Annotated in this window: 16 protein-coding genes; 14 read left to right on the top strand and 2 right to left on the bottom strand. The window is 67.2% G+C overall.

The genetic code is table 11. The annotated features are described in order from the left end of the window. The first annotated feature begins 223 nt into the window (after positions 1-223). The 12 genes from Bsp3421_RS30705 (at position 224) to Bsp3421_RS30650 (ending at position 13,538) form a co-directional block, all read left to right on the top strand. On the top strand, positions 224-1,375 hold the full coding sequence (locus Bsp3421_RS30705) for a flagellin (protein WP_274000316.1): 1,152 nt from the start codon (positions 224-226) through the stop codon (positions 1,373-1,375). Positions 1,376-1,751: 376 nt separating this feature from the next. Continuing rightward, positions 1,752-2,909, top strand: a complete 1,158-nt coding sequence (locus Bsp3421_RS30700) for a flagellin (RefSeq protein WP_274000314.1) — start codon at positions 1,752-1,754, stop codon at positions 2,907-2,909. 155 nt (positions 2,910-3,064) lie between these two features. Beyond that, positions 3,065-4,621, top strand: a complete 1,557-nt coding sequence (fliD, locus tag Bsp3421_RS30695; protein ID WP_274000312.1) for a flagellar filament capping protein FliD — start codon at positions 3,065-3,067, stop codon at positions 4,619-4,621. Between the two features lie 38 nt (positions 4,622-4,659). Then, entirely contained in the window at positions 4,660-4,962 is a 303-nt protein-coding gene (gene fliT, locus Bsp3421_RS30690) for a flagellar protein FliT (RefSeq protein WP_274000310.1), read from the top strand. A 213-nt stretch (positions 4,963-5,175) separates the two neighbouring features. Further along, entirely contained in the window at positions 5,176-7,509 is a 2,334-nt protein-coding gene (locus Bsp3421_RS30685; RefSeq protein WP_274000308.1) for a tetratricopeptide repeat protein, read from the top strand. Next, a complete protein-coding gene (gene vioA, locus Bsp3421_RS30680; RefSeq protein ID WP_274000307.1) occupies positions 7,506-8,654 on the top strand; it encodes a dTDP-4-amino-4,6-dideoxy-D-glucose aminotransferase VioA in 1,149 nt (382 codons plus the stop codon). Before Bsp3421_RS30685 ends, vioA begins: the two co-directional genes overlap by 4 nt. A 49-nt stretch (positions 8,655-8,703) precedes the next feature. After that, a complete protein-coding gene (locus Bsp3421_RS30675) occupies positions 8,704-9,747 on the top strand; it encodes a ketoacyl-ACP synthase III (RefSeq protein WP_274000305.1) in 1,044 nt (347 codons plus the stop codon). A gap of 42 nt (positions 9,748-9,789) precedes the next feature. Further along, positions 9,790-10,011, top strand: coding sequence for an acyl carrier protein (locus Bsp3421_RS30670; protein ID WP_274004413.1), 222 nt, complete (start codon positions 9,790-9,792; stop codon positions 10,009-10,011). A gap of 2 nt (positions 10,012-10,013) precedes the next feature. Then, entirely contained in the window at positions 10,014-11,075 is a 1,062-nt protein-coding gene (locus tag Bsp3421_RS30665) for a ketoacyl-ACP synthase III (protein ID WP_274000304.1), read from the top strand. Beyond that, positions 11,072-11,836: an SDR family NAD(P)-dependent oxidoreductase gene (locus tag Bsp3421_RS30660; protein WP_274000301.1), complete on the top strand. Its 765-nt coding sequence runs from the start codon at positions 11,072-11,074 to the stop codon at positions 11,834-11,836. The genes Bsp3421_RS30665 and Bsp3421_RS30660 overlap by 4 nt, the downstream gene beginning before the upstream one ends. Beyond that, positions 11,836-12,468: a NeuD/PglB/VioB family sugar acetyltransferase gene (locus tag Bsp3421_RS30655; protein WP_274000298.1), complete on the top strand. Its 633-nt coding sequence runs from the start codon at positions 11,836-11,838 to the stop codon at positions 12,466-12,468. Before Bsp3421_RS30660 ends, Bsp3421_RS30655 begins: the two co-directional genes overlap by 1 nt. A gap of 14 nt (positions 12,469-12,482) precedes the next feature. Continuing rightward, a complete protein-coding gene (locus Bsp3421_RS30650; RefSeq protein ID WP_274000297.1) occupies positions 12,483-13,538 on the top strand; it encodes an aromatic ring-hydroxylating oxygenase subunit alpha in 1,056 nt (351 codons plus the stop codon). A 69-nt stretch (positions 13,539-13,607) separates the two neighbouring features. Here the strand turns inward: Bsp3421_RS30650 and Bsp3421_RS30645 are convergent, their stop codons facing one another. Next, on the bottom strand, positions 13,608-15,269 hold the full coding sequence (locus Bsp3421_RS30645) for an acid phosphatase (protein ID WP_274000295.1): 1,662 nt from the start codon (positions 15,267-15,269) through the stop codon (positions 13,608-13,610). A gap of 672 nt (positions 15,270-15,941) precedes the next feature. On the opposite strand from Bsp3421_RS30645, the gene Bsp3421_RS30640 reads away from it, so the two are divergent. Next, entirely contained in the window at positions 15,942-17,588 is a 1,647-nt protein-coding gene (locus Bsp3421_RS30640) for a glycoside hydrolase family 10 protein (protein ID WP_274000294.1), read from the top strand. 317 nt (positions 17,589-17,905) lie between these two features. Here Bsp3421_RS30640 and Bsp3421_RS30635 read toward each other — a convergent pair whose 3' ends face one another. Further along, on the bottom strand, positions 17,906-18,313 hold the full coding sequence (locus Bsp3421_RS30635; RefSeq protein WP_274000292.1) for a hypothetical protein: 408 nt from the start codon (positions 18,311-18,313) through the stop codon (positions 17,906-17,908). Between the two features lie 725 nt (positions 18,314-19,038). Here Bsp3421_RS30635 and Bsp3421_RS30630 point away from each other — a divergent pair. Then, on the top strand, positions 19,039-19,896 hold the full coding sequence (locus Bsp3421_RS30630; RefSeq protein WP_274000291.1) for a lipase family protein: 858 nt from the start codon (positions 19,039-19,041) through the stop codon (positions 19,894-19,896). The last annotated feature ends 215 nt before the right edge of the window (positions 19,897-20,111 follow it).

Raw genomic sequence — 20,111 nt, 5'->3', positions numbered from 1 at the left:
TGCTGCCCTATTTTGAGATAAATCCTCGAATCCGGGCACATATAAATAAGGGATCAATCCAATTGACGTCACGCCTCACTCAAATCCTTTCCAAACCTTTCATTTGTATTCAGCCGCTTTTATGAGAGACGACAACCTGCATTGAGGCCGCCGGCAAGGGACGCAGGCGGCCGCCGATGCCGACTCCGGCTTCCTTTTCGTCCGACTCTCCCAGGAGTGTTCCATGCTCGGAATCAACAGCAACATCAACTCGCTGGTCGCCCAGCAAAACCTGAATGGCTCGCAAAGCGCGCTGTCGCAGGCCATCACGCGCCTGTCCTCGGGCAAGCGCATCAACAGCGCGGCCGACGATGCCGCGGGGCTCGCGATCTCGACCCGCATGCAGACTCAGATCAACGGCCTGAACCAGGGCGTGTCGAATGCGAACGACGGCGTGTCGCTGATCCAGACCTCGTCGAGCGCGCTGTCGTCGCTGACCAACAGCCTGCAGCGGATCCGCACGCTGGCCGTGCAGGCGTCGACCGGCACGCTGTCCACCTCCGACCAGAACGCGCTGCAAAAGGAAGTCTCGCAGCAGATCTCCGAAGTGAACCGGATCGCGTCGCAGACGACCTACAACGGCAAGAACATCCTCGACGGCTCGGCCGGCATCCTGTCGTTCCAGGTCGGCGCGAACGTCGGCCAGACGGTCAGCCTCGACCTGAGCCAGAGCATGTCGGCCGCGCAGATCGGCGGCGGCCTGGTGCAGCAGGGCCAGACGGTCGGCACCTTCACGAACCTGAGTCTCGACGCCAGCGGCTCCTCGACGGCGGGCGCGCCGGCGATCACGGCGGTCAGCGTCATCGCCGACGGCCGGGGCGGTTACACGTTCACCGACCAGAACGGCTCGGCGCTAACCTCGGCCACGGTCGGCAACATCTTCTCGTCGGGCACGGCGGCCGGCTCGGGCACGGCCGTCACGGACCTGGCGCTGAAGGCGTCGGTCACGAGCGGCATGTCGCCCGCGGCGGTCGCCGCGACCGCCGCGATGCAGGCACAGATCAACGCGGTCAACCAGCCGCCGACGGTCTCGAACCTCGAGATCTCGACCGTCGCGGGCGCGAACCAGGCGATGGTGTCGATCGACAACGCGCTGCAAACGGTGAACAACCTGCAGGCCACGCTCGGCGCGGCGCAGAACCGCTTCACCGCGATCGCCACGACCCAGCAGGCGAACTCGACGAACCTGTCGTCGGCTCAATCGCAGATCCAGAGCGCGGACTTCGCGCAGGAAACCGCGAACCTGTCGCGCGCGCAGGTACTCCAGCAAGCGGGCATCTCCGTGCTCGCCCAAGCAAATTCCAACCCGCAACAGGTGCTGAAGCTCCTGCAATAAGAAGCGGTCGTCCGACGGGCGGCCCCTTCCGGGCGCGCCCGTCGCGGCAAGCGCGCCAGCGGTCCTGGCGCCGCACCGGCCAGGTCGTTCAGGCCGGCCGGCGAGCGCCGCCGGCCACCCGCGCCCCCGAGCTTTCCCGCGCCGCGCGGCGCCTGCCGCCGGCCCGCCCGAGCCCGTTTCGCCCGCCACCGGCGCGGCCAGGCGGGCATTTCGCGCCGCGCCCGACATAAAAATCGGGCCGAATCTATTCGCCCGCCCCTCAAGTTTTGTTTCCGAAGGCCGAAATCCTGCTCTGAGGCGGCCAGCAAAGAACGAGTGCTTCCGCCGATGCCAATAGTGGCTTTTATGGGCTTTCGGCTCACTTAGGAGATTTTCCATGCTCGGAATCAATAGCAATATCAACTCGCTGGTCGCTCAGCAAAACCTGAACGGTTCGCAAAGCGCCCTGTCGCAGGCGATCACCCGTCTGTCGTCGGGCAAGCGCATCAACAGCGCGGCGGATGATGCAGCGGGCCTCGCGATCTCGACCCGGATGCAAACCCAGATCAACGGCCTGAACCAAGGCGTGTCGAACGCAAACGACGGCGTCTCGCTGATCCAGACCGCGTCGAGCGCACTGTCGTCGCTGACCAACAGCCTGCAGCGTATCCGTACGCTGGCCGTGCAAGCGTCGACCGGCACGCTGTCGACCTCGGACCAGAACGCGCTGCAACAGGAAGTCTCGCAGCAGATCGCGGAAGTGAACCGGATCGCGTCGCAAACGACCTACAACGGCAAGAACATCCTCGACGGCTCGGCAGGCATTCTGTCGTTCCAGGTCGGCGCGAACGTCGGCCAGACGGTCAGCCTCGACCTGAGCCAAAGCATGTCGGCGGCGCAAGTCGGCGGCGGCCTGGTGCAGCAAGGCCAGACGGTCGGCACGTTCACCAACCTGAACCTCGACTCGACCGGCACCTACACGTCGACGGCGTCCAGCGTGGCGATCACGTCGGTCACCGTCAAGGCTGACGGCAAGGGCGGCTACACGTTCAGCGACCAGAACGGCACCGCACTGTCCGCGACGGCAGTCGGCAACATCTTCTCGGGCGGCACGGCAGCGGGCACGGGCACGGCAGTCACGACCCTGGCGCTGGCGACGCAAGCCACGGGTGGCATGTCGACTGCGCAGGCCAGCGCGGCAACGACGATGCAGGCACAGATCAACGCGGTCAACCAGCCGCCGACGGTCTCGAACCTGAACATCTCGACCGTCACCGGCGCGAACCAGGCGATGGTATCGATCGACAACGCGCTGCAGACGGTGAACAACCTGCAGGCGACACTCGGCGCGGCGCAAAACCGCTTCACCGCGATCGCGACGACGCAGCAAGCGAACTCGACGAACCTGTCGTCGGCACAATCGCAGATCCAGAGCGCGGACTTCGCGCAGGAAACCGCGAACCTGTCGCGCGCGCAAGTGCTGCAACAGGCCGGCATCTCGGTGCTCGCGCAAGCGAACTCCAACCCGCAGCAGGTTCTGAAGCTTCTGCAGTAATGCTGTAACGGGCAACCGTACGATGGGCCGCGCAGTAGAGCGGCCCGTCTTGTGCGGCGGTGCAACTCCTCGTGGCCGCCGCACTCTTTTTCGCTTATCGCGACTGAAGTTCCAGATTCGCGCCAGCCGCTTCCGGCGACGCACGGAGTACAGCGATGTCCACACCCATTTCGTCGACGACCAACACGCCGATCACCAGCTCGACCAGCGCCACCCAGCAGGCCGCCCAGCAGGCGCTGCAGGAAGCCGCGCAGTCCATCATCAGCGGTGCGACCGGCAACTCGTCGCTCGACGTCAATTCGCTCGTTACCGCCCTCGTCAACGGCAAGACGGCCGGCCAGACCGCCCAGCTGTCGACCGCCACCGCGTCCGACCAGACCCAGCTCACCGCGCTCGGCACGCTGCAATCGGCGCTCGGCGCGCTGCAAAGCGGCCTCGGCGCGCTCGCCGACGGCACCTTCAACCAGGTCCTGACCGCCACCACCAGCGGCACCGGCCTGACCGCCACGACCGGCGCGGGCGCGGTCGCCGGCAGCTACCAGATCACCGTCAATCAGATCGCGACCTCGCAGACGCTGACTTCCGGCGCGTTCGGCGCGACGCAGCAGCTCGGCGCCGGCACGCTGACCCTGTCGATCGGCAGCCAGTCGACCTCGATCTCGATCAACTCGACGAACGACACGCTGGCCGGCGTCGCCGCCACGATCAATTCGGCCTCGAACAATCCGGGCGTCACCGCGACCGTCGTGACGGGCAGCGACGGCGCCCACCTCGTGCTGCGTTCGACCAATACGGGCGCGGCCGACACGATCAACGTCGGCGTCAGCAACCTGTCCGGCGACAACGGCCTGTCGAGCCTCGCCGTCACGTCGACGCCGAGCACCACGGGCGGCCAGTCGACCATCGCCTCGGGCGGCAGCATCGCGTGGTCGCAATCGACCGCCGCGCAGGACGCGGAATTCTCGATCGGCGGCGTCGCCGCGAGCAGTGCGTCCAATACCGTGTCGAACGCGATCGCGGGCGTCTCGCTGACGCTCACGCAGGCGGCCGTCAGCACGACGCCGCAAACCCTGACCGTGTCGCAGGACGTCACGACCCAGGTCAACGACATCTCCAATTTCGTGTCGCTGTACAACGCAGTCGTGTCGACGGTCACGCAGCTGACCTCGCTGAGCGGCGGCGGCACCAGCTCGGCGTCGGCGGGCCCGCTGCTCGGCGACTCGACGCTGAATACGATCAACAACTCGCTGATGACGATCCTCGCGAGCGGCGTGCCCGGCGGCGGCTCCACCGCGACGCTCGGCGCGCTCGGCATCACGATCGCCGACGGTGCGTCCTCGAGCCTGCCGGACGGCTCGCTCGTGCTCAACAAGGCGCAGCTCACGGCCGCGCTGCAAAGCAACCCGGCGGCCGCTTCGACGCTGTTCAACGGCACCAACGGCATCGGCGCACAGATCAACACGGCAATCACGGGCTTCACGCAAACGGGCGGCATGCTCGCCACGCGCACCAGCGCGCTGAACTCGGACCTGCAGAGCCTCGCGACCCAGCAGCAGAACCTGACCAACTACACGACCCAGCTCACCGACCAGTACAGCGCGCAATTCACCGCGCTCAACACGCTGATGGCTTCGATGAACTCGAACCAGAACTACCTGACGGCGCTGTTCGGCGGCACCAACAGCGCGGGCGCGCTGGCAAGCAACAAATAAGCGTAGAGTCGCGCTTGGACGAACAAAGGAGCGATTCCATGGACCAGACTTCGCTGGTGCAATACGTACTGGAGCTGACGCGCGCCATCGACCAGGCGGCCCGGCTGGCCGACTGGTCGGAGGCCGCGCGCCTGATCGACGTGCGGTCCCCGTACCTGATGTCGATCACGGCCGAGCAGACGAGCGCGTCGCTCGAGCTCGTGCGGCAGATCCAGACGCTCGACGCGGCCGTGTTCGACAACGCGCAGACGACCCAGACCGAGCTGCAGACCGAATACCGCGCCGCGATGGCGCGCGCCAATGCGGCCAGCGCCTACCAGCAGGCCGCCGCGCGGTTCTGAACGCCGCTTCCCCTGACAACAATAAATCACGCGTGTAGACGCGTGCTCGTTCGCCTCCGTGCCCGCCTCGTGCGGGCCTTTTTTTATGCCGGAGCAAAAATCGGGACAGATTGACCATGCGGCAAACTGACGGGGGATTTGGGGTTAGCTCCGCGCTTCAGGCTCGGGGGGCGGCGCCGATAATCAGGTGAACTCGCTCATTCCGTCATGCCCATGGCCACCTTGTCCGTCCCGACCTCCTCCCCGCTGTCTCCCGAAGCCCAGCAGGCCGCCGACATCGCACTGGTGCTGCAAAGCGCGATAGAGCAGCACCAGCAGGGCGCGTTCGATGACGCGCAGGCGCTCTATGAGGCAATTCTCGGCGCACTGCCCGAGCAGCCGCAGGCGCACTATGGGCTCGCCATGCTGAAGGTCCGGACCGGCGCGCCGGCCGACGCGCTGCCGCACTTCGAGATCGCGCTCGGCAGCGCGCCGAATGACGAGAGCTACTGGTTCGGCTACATCAACGCGCTGATCGAGGCGGGCATGATCGCCGCCGGCTGGACGGCGGTCAATCTGGCGCAGCAGCGCGGCGTCGGCGGCCAGACGCTCAACCTGCTGATGCTGCGCCTGTCGAATTCGGTCGAGGGCACGCCCTCGCCGATGCGCTTCACGCTGAGCACGCCGCTCGACCTCCCGTCCATGCCGGATACCGCGGAAGCCTCCGCGTCGGAGCCTGCGGCCAGCGTGCGCCGGCCGAACCCGCAGGACATGAACCGCCTCGCCACGCTCTACAACAAGGGCCGCGACGAGGACGCGATCAAGCTGGCGCGCACGCTGACCCGGCGCTTTCCCGCGCATGGTCCCGCATGGCGCGTGCTGGGGCTGGCGCTGCATCGCAGCGGGCAGACGGAGCCGGCCCGCGAGGCGTTCGTGCGAACCCTCACCTTGCTCCCCGACGACACGCAGTGCCGGCTGCTGCTGGCCGATGGGCTGCGCCTCCTGAACCAGTTCGCGGACGCAGAACGGCAATGCCGCCAGATCTTCGAGCTTGCGCCCGACATGCCGGAGGCGAACCGCCTGATGTGCACGCTGCTCGGCGGGCTCGGCCGCGTGGATGAAGCGCGCACCTACGGCCTGCGCGCGATCGAACTCGCGCCGAACAACGAATCGATGTACAGCTCGCTTGCCGTGATGCTGTTCGACCACAACGGCTCGCCTACCGAGGCCGAGCCCTACTTCCGGCGCGCGTGCGAACTGAATCCCTCGGATGCCGGCGCGCACAGCAGCCTGCTGTTCAGCCTCACTCACCAGATCAACATCGACGTCGCCGCGCTCGCCGCCGAGCATCGCGGATTCGCGGCGCGCCACGAGGCGCCGCTGCGCGCGCGCTGGACCCCGCACCCGAATCGCCGTGATCCGGCGCGTCCGCTGCGCATTGGCTTCGTGTCCGGCGACCTGTTCAAGCACGCGGTCGCGTCGTACCTGACGCCGCTGCTCGGCCCGCTCAAGCGCGAAGGTGATCTGTCGCTGTACTTCTATTACAACCACGTGCTCACCGATTACGTGACGGCCGGGTTGAAAGGCCATGCGAGCGCGTGGCGCGACGTGTCCACCCTGTCGGACGACAAACTGTGCCGACAGATCCGCGACGACCGCATCGACATCCTCGTCGACCTGTCGGGGCACACCGGGCGCAACCGGCTCCTGACCTTCGCACGCAAGCCTGCGCCCGTGCAGGTCAGCTTCATCGGATATCCGGGGACCACCGGCCTCGACGCGATGGACTATTACTTCGCGGACCGCTTCGCGATTCCGCCGGGGCCGGTCGAGCAGCAGTTCAGCGAGAAGATCGTGCGCCTGCAGGCCGCCGCCGCCTTCGAGCCAGAACGCCAGGCGCCGCCCGTCAACCTCCTGCCCGCGCGGCACAACGGCTATGTCACGTTCGGCAGCTTCAACCGTCTCAACAAGCTGCGCGCCGATGTGATCGCGGTCTGGGCGCGCCTGCTGCACGCGCTGCCCAATGCGCGCATGGTGCTTGGCGGCATTCCGCCCGAGGGTGGCCAGGACGAGCTGGTCGGCTGGTTCGAGCAGGCCGGCATCGGGCGCGAACGCCTCGACTTCCTGACACGTTCCGCGACGATCGTCTACCTGCAGCAGCACCACCAGATCGACATCTGCCTCGACACGTTCCCCTACAACGGCTCGACCACCGTGCTCCATTCGCTGTGGATGGGCGTGCCGACGCTCACGATCGAGGGCGACACCCTGCCGAGCCGCTCGGGCGCGACCTGGATGTCGCACGTCGGCCTCGATGCGTTCATCGCCGCCGACGCCGATGATTTCGTCGCGAAGGGCGTCGCCGCCGCACGCGATGTCGATACGCTCGCACGCGTGCGTGGAGAACTGCGTTCGCGCTGCCAGGCAAGTCCTGCATTCCAGCCTGAAGTCGTCGGACGCAACATCGCGGACGCGTTCAGGACCATGTGGCGCCGCTGGTGCGACGAGCTGCCGCCCGAAAGCTTCAGCGTGACGCCGCGCCCCGAACTCGACGGAGAATCCAAGTGAACGCCCTGCCCCTGCGCCAGATCGAACTGGAAGCCCAGGCGCCGATCTACGTCACCCAGCCGTACCTGCCGCCGCTCGAGGAATTCATGCCGTATCTCGAGCAGATCTGGGAAACCAGGACGCTCACCAACGGCGGCCCGTTCCACGAACAGCTGGAGCGCGCGCTGTGCGAGTACCTCGGCGTGCGCCATCTGTCGCTGTTCACCAACGGCACGCTCGCGCTCGTCACCGCGCTGCAGGCGCTGCGCGTGACGGGCGAGGTCATCACGACGCCCTATTCCTTCGTCGCGACCGCCCACTCGCTGCTGTGGAACGGCATCAATCCCGTGTTCGTCGACATCGACCCGGTCACGCTGAACCTCGATCCGGCCAGGATCGAGGAGGCGATCACGCCGCAAACGACCGCGATCATGCCCGTGCACTGCTACGGCCGGCCATGCGACGTCGAGGCGATCCAGCGCATCGCCGACAACTACAACCTGAAGGTGATCTACGACGCCGCGCACGCGTTCGGTGTCCGGACCGCGAGCGGCAGCGTGCTCGAGCACGGCGACATGTCGATCCTCAGCTTCCATGCGACGAAGGTGTTCAACACCTTCGAAGGCGGCGCGATCATCTGTCCCGATGCGAAGACCAAGCGGCACATCGATCACCTGAAAAACTTCGGCTTCGTCGACGAGGTCACGGTGGTCGCGGCCGGGATCAACGGCAAGATGAGCGAGATCAATGCCGCGTTCGGGCTGCTCCAGCTCAAGCACGTCGACGAAGCGCTGACGCGCCGCGCACGCATCGATGCGATCTACCGCGAACGGCTTGGCGACGTGGCCGGCATCCGATCCCTGCCGGCCCTCGACGTGAAGGTCGGCAACTACGCCTACTTTCCGATCCTCGTCGACGACGCGTATCCGCTGACGCGCGACGCGCTCTACCAGAAGCTGCGCGATCACGGCATCTACACGCGCCGCTATTTCTATCCGCTGATCTCGGATTTCCCGAACTATCGCGGCCTGCCGTCGGCGCAACCCGACGGCCTGCCCGTTGCGCGCGAAACCGCCGCACGCGTGCTGTGCCTGCCGATCTACCCCGCGCTCGACGACGCATCGCTGATGCGGATCATCGACCTGATCGCGGACGGTCGCGCATGACGCCGCTGCCCCCACGGCACGGCACGCGCGAGCACACGGACTCGGCGCGATGATCCGCACCGACCACGCCGACCGATCGCCGCGCGCGGTTCTGCGCGACCTCGCCGGCCATCTGCCGGAAGCGGCGTTGACGAACGATGCGCTCGCCGCGCTCTACCCGGAATGGCCTGCCGACAAGATCCTGGCGAAGACCGGCATCCGGACCCGTCATCTGGCGGGCGCCGACGAAACGGCCGCGGATCTCGCATATGCGGCAGCACGACGCCTGTTCGCGCGGGGCGCGGTCGCGGCCGAGCAGGTCGATTTCGTGATCCTGTGCACCCAGGCGCCGGACTATGTCCTGCCGTCCTCCGCCTGCATCCTGCAACAGCGTCTCGGCATCCCGACCCACGCCGGCGCGTTCGACGTCAACCTCGGCTGCTCCGGCTATGTCTACGGCCTGTCGCTCGCGAAGGGGCTGGTGGAAACGGGCGCCGCGCGCTGCGTGCTGCTGCTCACGGCCGACACATATTCGAAGTACATCCATCCGTACGACAAGAGCGTGCGCACGCTGTTCGGCGACGGTGCGACGGCCACCGCGATCACCGCCGCCGACGACGGTGCGGGCAGCATCGGCCCGTTCGTGTTCGGCACCGACGGACGCGGCGCGCCGAACCTGATCGTGAAGGCCGGCCTGTTCCGCACGCCGCTCGATGCGGCCGGCATGCAGGCGTACGAGGACGCGTCCGGCAACCGGCGCACCGACGCGCACCTGTACATGAACGGCGCCGAGGTCATGGCGTTCTCGCTCGCCGAGGTGCCGCGCGCCGCCGAACGGCTGCTCGAGCGCAGCGGCGCGGACCGGGACGACATCGATTTCTACGTGCTGCACCAGGCCAACCGCTTCATGCTCGAAGCATTGCGCAAGAAGATGAAGATCCCCGAGCACAAATTTCCCATCCTGATGGAGCACTGCGGCAACACGGTGTCGTCGACCATCCCGCTCGCACTCGAGCAGATGCGCGACGCGGGCACCCTGTCGCGCGGACAGCGCCTGATGTTGCTGGGTTTCGGCGTCGGCTACTCGTGGGCCGGCTGTCTTTTGGATTACTAGCAGGAGCGCAACATGAATGCATTGAACGATGGACTCGTCGACGTGAAGGCCTTCTACGAAGGGTTGGCCGAAGTCTTCGAGATCGACGCCGCCGGCATCACGCCCGAGTTCGATCTCGTCGCGCACAACTGGGATTCGCTCGCGATCGTATCGACCATCGCGCTCGCGGACGATTGCTTCGGCGTGTTGCTGAACGGCCAGGCGCTCGGCAACTGCAAGACGGTCGCCGACATCGAGGCGCTGATCGCAGCGCAGAAGGGCTGACGATGTCCGCGCAAGCCGCCGCGGGACGCGCGCTGCACACCCGAGGCGCGCGAATCGCGGGCCTGGTGTCGGCGCTGCCCGCGCGCGAGATCGGCAACGACGTGTTCGACGCCCGCTTCGGTGCCGGCCCGGTGCGCGACGTGATCAAGATGATCGGCGTCGAGCGTCGCCGCTGGGCAAGCCCCGGGCAGTCGACCGGCAGCCTGTGCCTCGCGGCGGGCAAGCGGCTCCTTGCCGGCCTCGACTGGGAGCCGGGCAGCGTCGATGCCGTGCTGTTCGTGTCGCAGACGCCCGAGTACCGGCTGCCGGCCACCGCATTCGTGCTGCAACGCGACTGGGGCCTGCCGGCCACCTGCCTTGCACTCGACGTCAATCTCGGCTGCTCCGGCTATCCGCAGGCGCTGTGGCTCGGGATGAACCTGATCCAGAGCGGCGCGGCGCGGCGCGTGCTGCTGGCCGTCGGCGACACGATCAGCAAGCTGATCGACCCGGACGACCGCTCGACCAGCCTGTTGTTCGGCGACGCGTGCACCGTCACCGCGCTCGAGGCCGGCACGCCGGACGACGTCGCACACTTCGTGATCGGTTCGGACGGACGCGGCGCCACCAACCTGATCGTGCCGTCGGGCGCATTCGGCGACTACGATACGACTGCCGATCCGCGCTTCGCGGAACGCTCGCCGCGCCATCTGTTCATGGACGGCGGCGAGATCTTCAACTTCACGCTGCAGGGCGTGCCGCCGCTCGTTGCGCACACGTTCGCGCATGCGGGACGCGAGCCCGGCGCCTACGACGCCTTCCTGTTCCATCAGGCGAACCAGTTCATGCTCAAGCACCTCGCGAAGAAGGCCGGCCTGCCGGCCGCGAAGGTGCCGTCGAACATTGCCCGCTACGGCAACACGAGCTGCGCGTCGATTCCGTTGCTGATGACGACCGACCTTCGGGCCGAGCTGGCGGTGCGCCCGCTCGAACTCGCGATGTTCGGCTTCGGCGTCGGCTACTCATGGGCCTCCGCGTCGCTCGCCGTGGGGCCGCTGCGCGTCATCGACACCCTCGATCTATGACCTACTTTTCCGAACGCTGCCTCGCGGGCGGCACCTATCTCGTCACCGGCGCGTCGTCCGGCATCGGTCAGGCCGCCGCGCAGGCCATCGCCCGCGCCGGCGGCCGCGTGATCGCCGGCGGCCGCGACGCCGCACGGCTCGACGCCGCGGTCGCCGCGCTGCCGGGCGACGGCCATGTCGCGGCGCCCGCCGCGCTCGACCAGGCGGACCCGGCCGCGGACTGGACGGGCCAGCTCGCCGAATTGCATGGTTCGTTCGCCGGTATATTCCACGCGGCGGGGACCGAGCTGATCCGGCCGGCCCGCATGACACGTCAGGCCCAGCTCGACCAGGTGTTCGGCAGCAGCCTGTATGCGGCGTTCGGGATCGCGCGGGCGGTCAGCCGCAAGGATGTGATGAGCGACGGCGGTTCGGTGGTGCTGATGTCGTCGGTCGCCGGCGTGACCGGACAGGTCGGGATGACCGCGTATTCGGCCGCGAAAGCCGGCGTCGACGGCCTCGTGCGTTCGCTCGCCTGCGAACTCGCCGCGAGGCGGATCCGGGTCAATTCGATCTCCGCGGGTGCGGTGAAGACGGCAATGCATGCGCGACTCACCCAAGGCAGCCCTGACGACGCGGTGGCTGCCTACGAGCAGAGCCACCTGCTCGGCTTCGGCGAACCGGACGACGTCGCGCACGCCGTGCTGTTCCTGCTGAGCGGCGCGAGCCGCTGGATCACCGGCACCGCGCTCGCGGTGGACGGCGGCTACCGGGTGCGCTGATGGCCGCGCGACTGGTGGTGGCCGGCTGCGGCGCGTTCGCCCGCGAACTGATCAACTGGGTGGACGACGCCGCCGAGCGCGGCGCTGGACCACGTATCAGCGGATTCCTTGACGCGAATCCGGATGCGCTGGGCGGTTTTGCCTACGATCTCGAATGGCGGGGCGACCTCGATGCCTATACGCCGCGCGCGGACGAAGCGCTGCTCGCGGCGATCGGCGATCCCGCCGCGAAGCGCGACGTGGTGGCGCGCCTGCGCGCGCGCGGCGCCGTGTTCGCCGGCTTCCGGCACCCGAGTGCGCTCGTCGCGCGCACCGCGCAACTCGGCGAGGGCGTGGTGTTGTGCCCGTACACGGTGATCTCGGCGGACGCGCGGATCGGCGATTTCGTTGCCGTCAACCTGCACAGCACCATCGGCCATGATGTGCGGGTCGGCGCGTATTCGACACTGAGCGCCCACGTCGACTTGACGGGTGGGGTCGAGGTCGGCGACGCCGCGTTCTTCGGTTCCGGCGCACGCGTGTTGCCGCGCGTGAAGATCGGCGCCGGGGCCAAGGTCGGCGCGGGTGCGACCGTGATGCGCGCCGTGCCGGAACAGGCGGTGGTCTACACGACGCCCGCCAAACGACTCTGACGACCCCACTCAGCATGGAATTCGACACCGCACTGATCGGCCACTACTGGCACCTCGGCTGTCACCGGCGCGAGTTGCCGGCCGATGGCGATTATCTGCGCTTCGACAGCGCGGCGGGTGAAATCGTGCTGTTCAACGACGCGGGCAACCTGGTCGCGTTCGACAATCGCTGCCCGCATCGCGGCGCGCGTCTCTATGTCGGCGACAGCGGCAACCAACCGGCGACCTGTGCCTATCATGGCTGGACCTATCGTCGCGGCGAGCTGATCGTGCCCGGCCGCGAACGCTTCGACGCCTGCCAGCTCGCACACGCCGCGCTGCGCCGCTTTCGGATCGACTGGTGCGGCGACTTCCTGTTCTTCGCGAAGCAACCGCGCACCGATCTCTCGACCCAGCTCGGCGCGTTCGCCGCCACGCTCGAGAGCCTGTCGTTCAATATTGCCGGCCGGCTCGACCTGAACCGCTACGACTACGCGTGCTACTGGCCACTCGCGATCGAGAATGCACTGGAGCCCTGCCACATCGATGCGGTTCACCAGGACACGCTCGCGACCCTGCGGCTCGAAGCCGGCGAGAACCGCTTCGACGGCGACAACAGCGCATGGTATGCGCCGCTCGGTGAGGCTCGGCTGAACAGCCGGCTCGCGAAGCTGCGACGTTTCTTCATGATCGACGACGCGTACGACGGCTACATGAGCCTCTATCTGTTCCCGTTCACGATGATCTCGTCGACTTACGGGTACTCGTATTCGCTACAGCATTTCCTGCCCGCAGCCGACGGCGCGCGCACGCACTTCACGAGCCGCCTCTATGCGGCCCATGCGACCGATCCCCATGCGAGCGATCTGCTGGGGTCGTTTTTCGATTCGACGATCCGCGTGAACCGGCAGGTATTCGACGAGGATCACCGGATCTGTCAGCGCATGCCGCGCGACAGCTGGTCGATGGAGCCGCTGCGGTTCGCCGCCGCCGAAGAGGCGAAGATCGATCATTTCCGCGCGAGTTGCCGGCGCTTCGTTGCGACGACGGCCGCAGCGGTCGCCCGGGCGCCCGCTTCAGCCGACGCCTGAGCGCGCAGGCTTCTCACGGCCACCCGGCCAACGGCGACCGCCGCCGGCCGGATCGGCCCCGCTCCGTGCTCAACCCAGTTCGAGCGCCTGGGTCAGATCCCCCGGCGGCGTCGCGCCGCGCGCGGCGAACGCCTTGTCGCGCGACGCCACACCGTCGAGCGGCGTGAGGCCGTGCACGCGGCTGATGAAGCGCAGGATCGAGTTGGTGTCGTACAGCGTGTGATCGACGTGGCCTTTCTTCGCGAACGGCGCGATCACCAGCGCCGGGATCCGCGAACCCGGGCCCCAGCGGTCGCCCTGCGGCGGCGTCGCCGGATCCCACCAGCCGCCGTTCTCGTCGTGGGTCATGACGATCACCGTGTTCGCCCACTGCGGCCCGCGCTGGATATGCTCGATCACCGTCGCGATGTGGCGGTCGCCCGATTCGATGTCCGCGTAGCCCGCGTGCATGTTCAGGTTGCCCTGCGGCTTGTAGAACGTGACGGCGGGCAGGCGGCCCGCGTCGATGTCGGCGAGCAGGTGGTTGGTCGACGGATCGTCGCCGAGGCCCGCGTCGCGCAGGTGGCGACGGCGCGCCTCGGTGCCCGGCGCGAAATTCACGAAGTAGTTGAACGGCTGGTGGTGATACTGGAAATCGGGCACCTCGCCCGTGTCCCGATGCTCGAGCGCGTACTGCCACGCGCCGCCGTACCACGCCCAGTCGACGCCCTTCTCCGACAGCCGGTCGCCGATCGTCGCGTAGCTTTGCGGCGGCAGCACGCGCGGGTCGGCCGGATCCGCGTAGGCGGGATTGCCGCCCTCGGGCGGCGGCACGTAGCTCGGCTGGTACGGCGGCGCTATCGTGTTCACCGCGTAGCCGTCCGGCGTGAAGACCCCGTCGCGCTCGAACTTCGGCGGACCGTCGAGCGCCGACGCGGGCGAATCGGCCGCGACCTTCAGGCGCGTGCCCGTCGGATCGTCGCCGTCGACCACCGACACCAGGTGCTTGGCCGCGCTCGTGTGCACGTCGGGATACAGCGGCGTCTGCGCGGAGATCAGGTAGATGTGGTTCAGCCAGGAACCGCCGAACGCGGCCATGAAGAAGTTGTCGCACAGTGTGTACTGGCGCGCGAGGTTCCACAGGCGCAGCGTCTCGGCCGAATTGCGGTAGTGGCCCATCACGAGGCCGCCCGAATCCGCCCACGCGGCGAACTGGTTGTTGCGGCCCGCGTTGATCTGCATCTGGTTCTGGTAGAAGCGATGCCACAGGTCGCGCGTGATCACGTTGTTCGGCAGCGGCTTGCCCTGCTCATCGCGGATCAGGAACGGCGCGTTCGGCAGGTTCTGGATGTCGCGCTCGGCGATCATGTAGCGCTTGCCGTCGATCTCCTGCGCCTGCGGCACGAGCCCGCCCCAGACCTTCGGCAGGGTGGGCAGCGGCGTCTTGCCGTCGCGGTCGAGCTGGAGCGCCTGGTTCGGCGACACGTCGGCGAGCGGATGGCGCACACCCGGGAAATGACCGTACAGGTTCACGAAGCTGCGGTTTTCCGCGTAGATCACCACGATGTTGCGCACCTTGTCGCGCAGCAGCTGGTCGAACCGCAGGTCGGCGGCGGAACGCGGCGCGAGCTGCGCGGTTTCGCAGCCGGTGAGCGCGAGGCTCGCGCCCAGCGCGGCCATGCCGCCCAATACGCGGCGGCGGTCGGGATCGGCGGGGGTGTCGTCGTCGGGAAGATCGGGGGTGTCGGTCATGGGTGGGGCGCTCCTCTACAGTCTGATTGGATCTTGGTCAGTCGGCCGCGGCGCGGCTTGCGGCGCGCGCGGCGTGTGAGCAGGTCTCGATGCAAGGTTTTGTCACGAAACTGTCACATCCGCGACTATAGCGTGCGACGGCGCGTGAGGACAGTCATGCCGCGGCGAAAGCGCGGCGTCTTCGCGTCTTCGCGACTTCGCGACTTCGCGACTTCGCCGCCGACGGTCATCCGGAGCTAAGCATCGTGTCGTGACGGTTTGGTGTAAATGGGACGAACGGCAGGGGACGCGGTCAAGCGCGTCCGTCCGTGGCGATCCGGGCGGCGGAGGCGACAGAAAGGAGCCGGCCGACGGCGCGAGCGACTGCCGCTCCATCAGCCTCGCGGCCCCATGCCGCGGCGCCCGGCCAGCTTGCCCCGCGGCGGATCGAGCCGCCCTCGACCCAGCGCCGGGCTGCGTCGCCCCCAGCCTTCGGCGAGCCGACCCGTCCTTCGCTTTTATTTGCATTCCGAAGTATTGACGGCCTGGAATCGCATGGCGCGCGCGTGACACGAGACACTGGCGCCGCGGTCCGTTTCTCGCTGCCGCACAATGCGGTCTCGCCTTGGCGTGGAACTTGCGCGGAACATCACAGGTCTTCTCACCTTATGCCCTTCATCCCCGGAACGAGCCATGCCGCCCTCGAGCGACTCGACATCCCTCTCGCTGTACCGTCGCGTCGCAGCAGCGCTCCTGCTTTCCGCGAGCAGCGCCTGCGCGCCTCCGCCGGACACGCGAAGCGCGCCGCATGCGCCGAGCGCGTCGAACGCACCGGATACGCCGGCGCAATCCTGTACGCCGGACGCCGCAACGCCCAAGCGGCAATTCCGCGCCGCCTGGATCGCCTCGGTCGTGAACCTCGACTGGCCCTCCCGCCCCGGGCTCGCGGCCACCCGGCAGCAGGACGAGCTGCGCCGATGGTTCGACGAGGCGGCCCGCATGCATCACAACGCGGTCATCGTGCAGGTGCGGCCGGCCGCGGACGCGTTCTGGCCGTCGCCGTTCGAACCCTGGTCGACATATCTGACCGGCAGGCAGGGCACCGATCCCGGCTACGACCCGCTCGCGTTCGCCGTCGCCGAGGCGCACCGGCGCAATCTCGAATTCCACGCCTGGTTCAATCCGTTCCGGCTCGCCATGAGCAGCCGCGTCGATACGCTCGCCGCCACGCATCCGGCGCGCGCGCATCCGGACTGGATCGTCCGCTACGGCGGCAAGCTTTACTACAACCCGGGGATTCCGGCCGCGCGCGCGTTCGTCATCGACGCGATCATGGATGCGGTCGGCCGCTATGACATCGACGGCGTTCATCTCGACGATTACTTCTACCCGTATCCCGTCAGAGGCAAGACCTTCGACGACGCGGCCGCCTACGCGCGCTACGGCGCGGATTTTCCAACGCTCGCCGCATGGCGTCGCCACAACATCGATCGCTTCATCGAGGCACTCGCGCAGCGCATCAAGGCGGCGAAGCCCTGGGTGAAGTTCGGCGTGTCACCATTCGCGGTGTGGCGCAATGCCTCGACCGATCCGCTCGGTTCGCCGACCCGGGCCGGCGTCGAGACCTACGACGATCTGTACGCCGACACCCGACGCTGGGTGCGCGAGGGCTGGCTCGACTACGTCGCGCCGCAGGTCTATTGGGCCCGGGGCTTCCCGGCCGCCGACTACGATCAGGTCGTGGCGTGGTGGGCCGAGCAGGTGCGGGGGCGCGACGTCCATCTCTATATCGGGCAGGCCGCCTTCAAGGTCGGCAAGCCTTCCCGTCAGTCGCCCGGCTGGGCCGATGCGGATGAATTGAGCAAGCATCTGGCGGCCAATCGCGCCTGGCCCGAGGTGCAGGGCGACATCTACTTCTCCGCGAAGGACGTGCGCGCGGATTCGCTCGGCGCGATGTCGCGGCTGACCCGCACATGGTATTCGCGCCCCGCGCTCGTGCCGGTCATGGCTTCGCCCGGTGTGTCGCCGCCCGCTCCGGTCGACACGGTTCAGGTCGAACGGGCCGCAGGCGGCGCACGCCTGCAATGGCAGCCCCGCCCGGCGGCCGGTGCGACCGCCTATGCGATCTATCGCAGCGAGCAGACGCCGCTCACCGCGTGCGACCGCAGCGATGCGCGCCATCTGCTCGCGACGGTGCGCGGCGCCGAGTATGTCGACGCGACCGCGCGGGCCGATCGCGGCTACCACTACGAGGTCACCGCGCTCGACCGGTTCTCGAATGAAAGCGCGCCGGCGGAGGCGCGCCTCGCAGCGGCATCCGGCAAGGCGAGCCCGCGCTGAGGCGAGTGACCGGCGGGTTCGGTCGACACGGCGTGAAGAGTAAGACGACGATGCGAGTTCCAACTGATCTGGCATTCGTTGCGCATCGTGCCGCATGCGTGGAACAACGGCGGCGTCGCCCTCATCGGAAAAGCGACCGGATCTATCGGACATTCCGGCGTTCACCGGCACGGCAAGCAGAACAGGTGTGTCGCAACGGCCGCCCCGCAATGGTTCGCCGAGTCGGCGAAAAGACAAGAGGCGCCGAAGCGCCTCTTGTCCTGCCGCCTCACCGGAACCATGCGTGAGGCGCGTCCCGCGGCAAGCGCAATGCGCGCTCAGTTGGCCGGCTGGATCAGCAACGTCGCCCCGCCGGCATTGTCGGAACAAATGTCGTCGCTGACGTATGCGTACATATCCGTCGTGGTATTGGTGACATCAATTACCGACGGATGCGCCGTGGCGTTGGTGCCCCAGTGAGCCGTGCCCCAACCGCCCTGCATGAACACGGTGTCGATCAGGCAGCCGCCGCCCAATCCGCCACCGGCGCAGCTCATGTTGTTGGATACGAGCGAAATGACATAGCGTCCCGGCGTGAGCTGGAAGCGCGCCGGTGTGCCGCCCGGCGCGCGGCCGAACACGGCGGTGATGCAGTTGTTGCGCGCGTCGATCGGAATCGACGTCGCCGCGCTGCTTACCAGGGGAACGGCAACCGCCAGCAGTGCGGCGACAATTTTCGTACGCATTGATCTAGTCCTCTCAAGGTTCATGCCCGACTGGGTTTCGAAGCGTTGAGCGGGAGGTTCGCGCAAGGTGCTTGGCCCCATACTCGAATCAGTCTTCGCATCCGGACCACACAGCAAGCCGTGCCCTGCGATTCCGCGAACCGTCGACGCTCCATCGCGTAAGAATCGACGTCATGCATCGACTCGCTTGCATCGCGCATGACAGCTTCCTTACGCCCTCCCTATAACGACAGATCAATAGTCAACTTTAGTTTTTGAAAAACTGCCCGGCGTTTCTGTTGCCAGCCTGTTCAGCCCAATTCGGCGCACATTCCTTGCGGCCATCCAAATACGCAAGCGCGCGACACGAAGAAAAAGCTGATTCGCCTGAAGGAGCGTTCCGAAGCTGCGTGCCCGGTCACGACTACCGGAATGGGCAGCCAGAACCCGGTGCGCGGTTCGGCGGCCAGCCTCATTGGGCCTGCGAGGCCTCTCCCCCGATAAATGGTAGGGCCGCCGGGCCGAGGCCTTTCTAAACTGAAATGCTTCATGCGTGTCGGCGATGACGGCAAGGACATGGCTCGTGATGCGTCGGCACGTCATGGACTCACCGACGCCCCATGAGCAACGGGCCGACAACCGCACCTTGAGAGACAGGAGGTTTCATCATGTCACGGAGAGATGTCTTCCACGATCTTCAACTCAATCTCACCCTCGCCTACGCGACCAATGTCGGGCAGAACCAGATGAACATCACCCCGGTTCTGCTGCAAAAGGAAATTCAGGCCGCACTCAAGGCCTCGTCCCTTACCCGGGACCAATACACGATCATCTGGGGACCCTCCGTCTACATGGACCCCAGCGGATTCCCCGCCAACGTCACGGCCGTCCTGCAGGGGACGCAGGACCCCGACGATTACCGGGTCGCGACGAGCGGAACCAACTTCCTCGCGCTGCTCGAAGTCGGTCTCGAGGATCTCGACGTGCTGCCTCCGCTCGTCCCGTTCCAGCAATACGTCTCGGGCTGCCCGTCTCCCGCGCTGATTTCCCCGGCAACGGACATCGGCCTGCAAGCCGTTCTGACAACCCCATCCTCGCTGAATCCGGGCACGGGCAAGCTGACCGATGTGCTGAGCGCGCTTCCCGACACCGCCCGGCTGACGATCACCGGGCACAGCCTCGGCGGCACCATGGCGGCCACGCTCGCGCTGCTCTTTCACGAGACACTCGGCAAGCTGGCCGCGAATCTCAGCTGTTACGCCTTCGCCGGCGCGACCGCCGGCAATGCGGCCTTCGCGCGCTATTCGGACAGCGTGCTGCAGGGCAAGCTGACGCGCGTGTGGAATTCGCTCGATATCGTTCCGCACGCGTGGAACAGCAGCGACCTGAAGCAGATCGATTCGCTTTACCACGACATCGGCACGCCGGATTACATCAAGAAGATCGTGCGGGATGTCGTCGCGCTCGATCTGGGATATACCCATTGCGGCACCTCGCATCGGCTCGAGGGCGTGCAGAATGAAGGCCACAACTATCGAAAATTCACCGGGCAGGCCGGGTATCAGCACATCGATGCGTATCGGGATCTGCTGAAGTTGGGGTGAAGCGGATCGCGGTGGAGACGCCTCCGCTGCACCGGCTGTCCATGCCGGCCGCACCGGGCCGATTCCGCCTCCCTCGGGCAAGGCGGAAATAGGCCCGGCCCGAGGTGCCGGACAGACGCGTCAACCCCTCGCCCGCGCGTTGTCCGGCAGCCGGGAGGACGACCGAGCGCCCTCCTCGCAACCCCTGCCTTCGGAGCACGATGCTCGCCCCCAAC

Source organism: Burkholderia sp. FERM BP-3421 (assembly GCF_028657905.1).
GTDB lineage: Bacteria > Pseudomonadota > Gammaproteobacteria > Burkholderiales > Burkholderiaceae > Burkholderia.
This window is presented reverse-complemented; position numbering and strand designations above follow the sequence as displayed.

Coding starts and splice junctions, on each gene's coding strand:
- Bsp3421_RS30630 (WP_274000291.1), top strand. CDS start 19,039: ATGAACATCACCCCGGTTCTGCTGCAAAAGGAAATTCAGGCCGCACTC.
- Bsp3421_RS30660 (WP_274000301.1), top strand. CDS start 11,072: ATGACCTACTTTTCCGAACGCTGCCTCGCGGGCGGCACCTATCTCGTC.
- Bsp3421_RS30675 (WP_274000305.1), top strand. CDS start 8,704: ATGATCCGCACCGACCACGCCGACCGATCGCCGCGCGCGGTTCTGCGC.
- Bsp3421_RS30700 (WP_274000314.1), top strand. CDS start 1,752: ATGCTCGGAATCAATAGCAATATCAACTCGCTGGTCGCTCAGCAAAAC.
- Bsp3421_RS30650 (WP_274000297.1), top strand. CDS start 12,483: ATGGAATTCGACACCGCACTGATCGGCCACTACTGGCACCTCGGCTGT.
- Bsp3421_RS30655 (WP_274000298.1), top strand. CDS start 11,836: ATGGCCGCGCGACTGGTGGTGGCCGGCTGCGGCGCGTTCGCCCGCGAA.
- Bsp3421_RS30665 (WP_274000304.1), top strand. CDS start 10,014: ATGTCCGCGCAAGCCGCCGCGGGACGCGCGCTGCACACCCGAGGCGCG.
- Bsp3421_RS30705 (WP_274000316.1), top strand. CDS start 224: ATGCTCGGAATCAACAGCAACATCAACTCGCTGGTCGCCCAGCAAAAC.
- Bsp3421_RS30635 (WP_274000292.1), bottom strand. CDS start 18,313: ATGCGTACGAAAATTGTCGCCGCACTGCTGGCGGTTGCCGTTCCCCTG.
- fliD (WP_274000312.1), top strand. CDS start 3,065: ATGTCCACACCCATTTCGTCGACGACCAACACGCCGATCACCAGCTCG.
- Bsp3421_RS30640 (WP_274000294.1), top strand. CDS start 15,942: ATGCCGCCCTCGAGCGACTCGACATCCCTCTCGCTGTACCGTCGCGTC.
- fliT (WP_274000310.1), top strand. CDS start 4,660: ATGGACCAGACTTCGCTGGTGCAATACGTACTGGAGCTGACGCGCGCC.
- Bsp3421_RS30645 (WP_274000295.1), bottom strand. CDS start 15,269: ATGACCGACACCCCCGATCTTCCCGACGACGACACCCCCGCCGATCCC.
- Bsp3421_RS30685 (WP_274000308.1), top strand. CDS start 5,176: ATGGCCACCTTGTCCGTCCCGACCTCCTCCCCGCTGTCTCCCGAAGCC.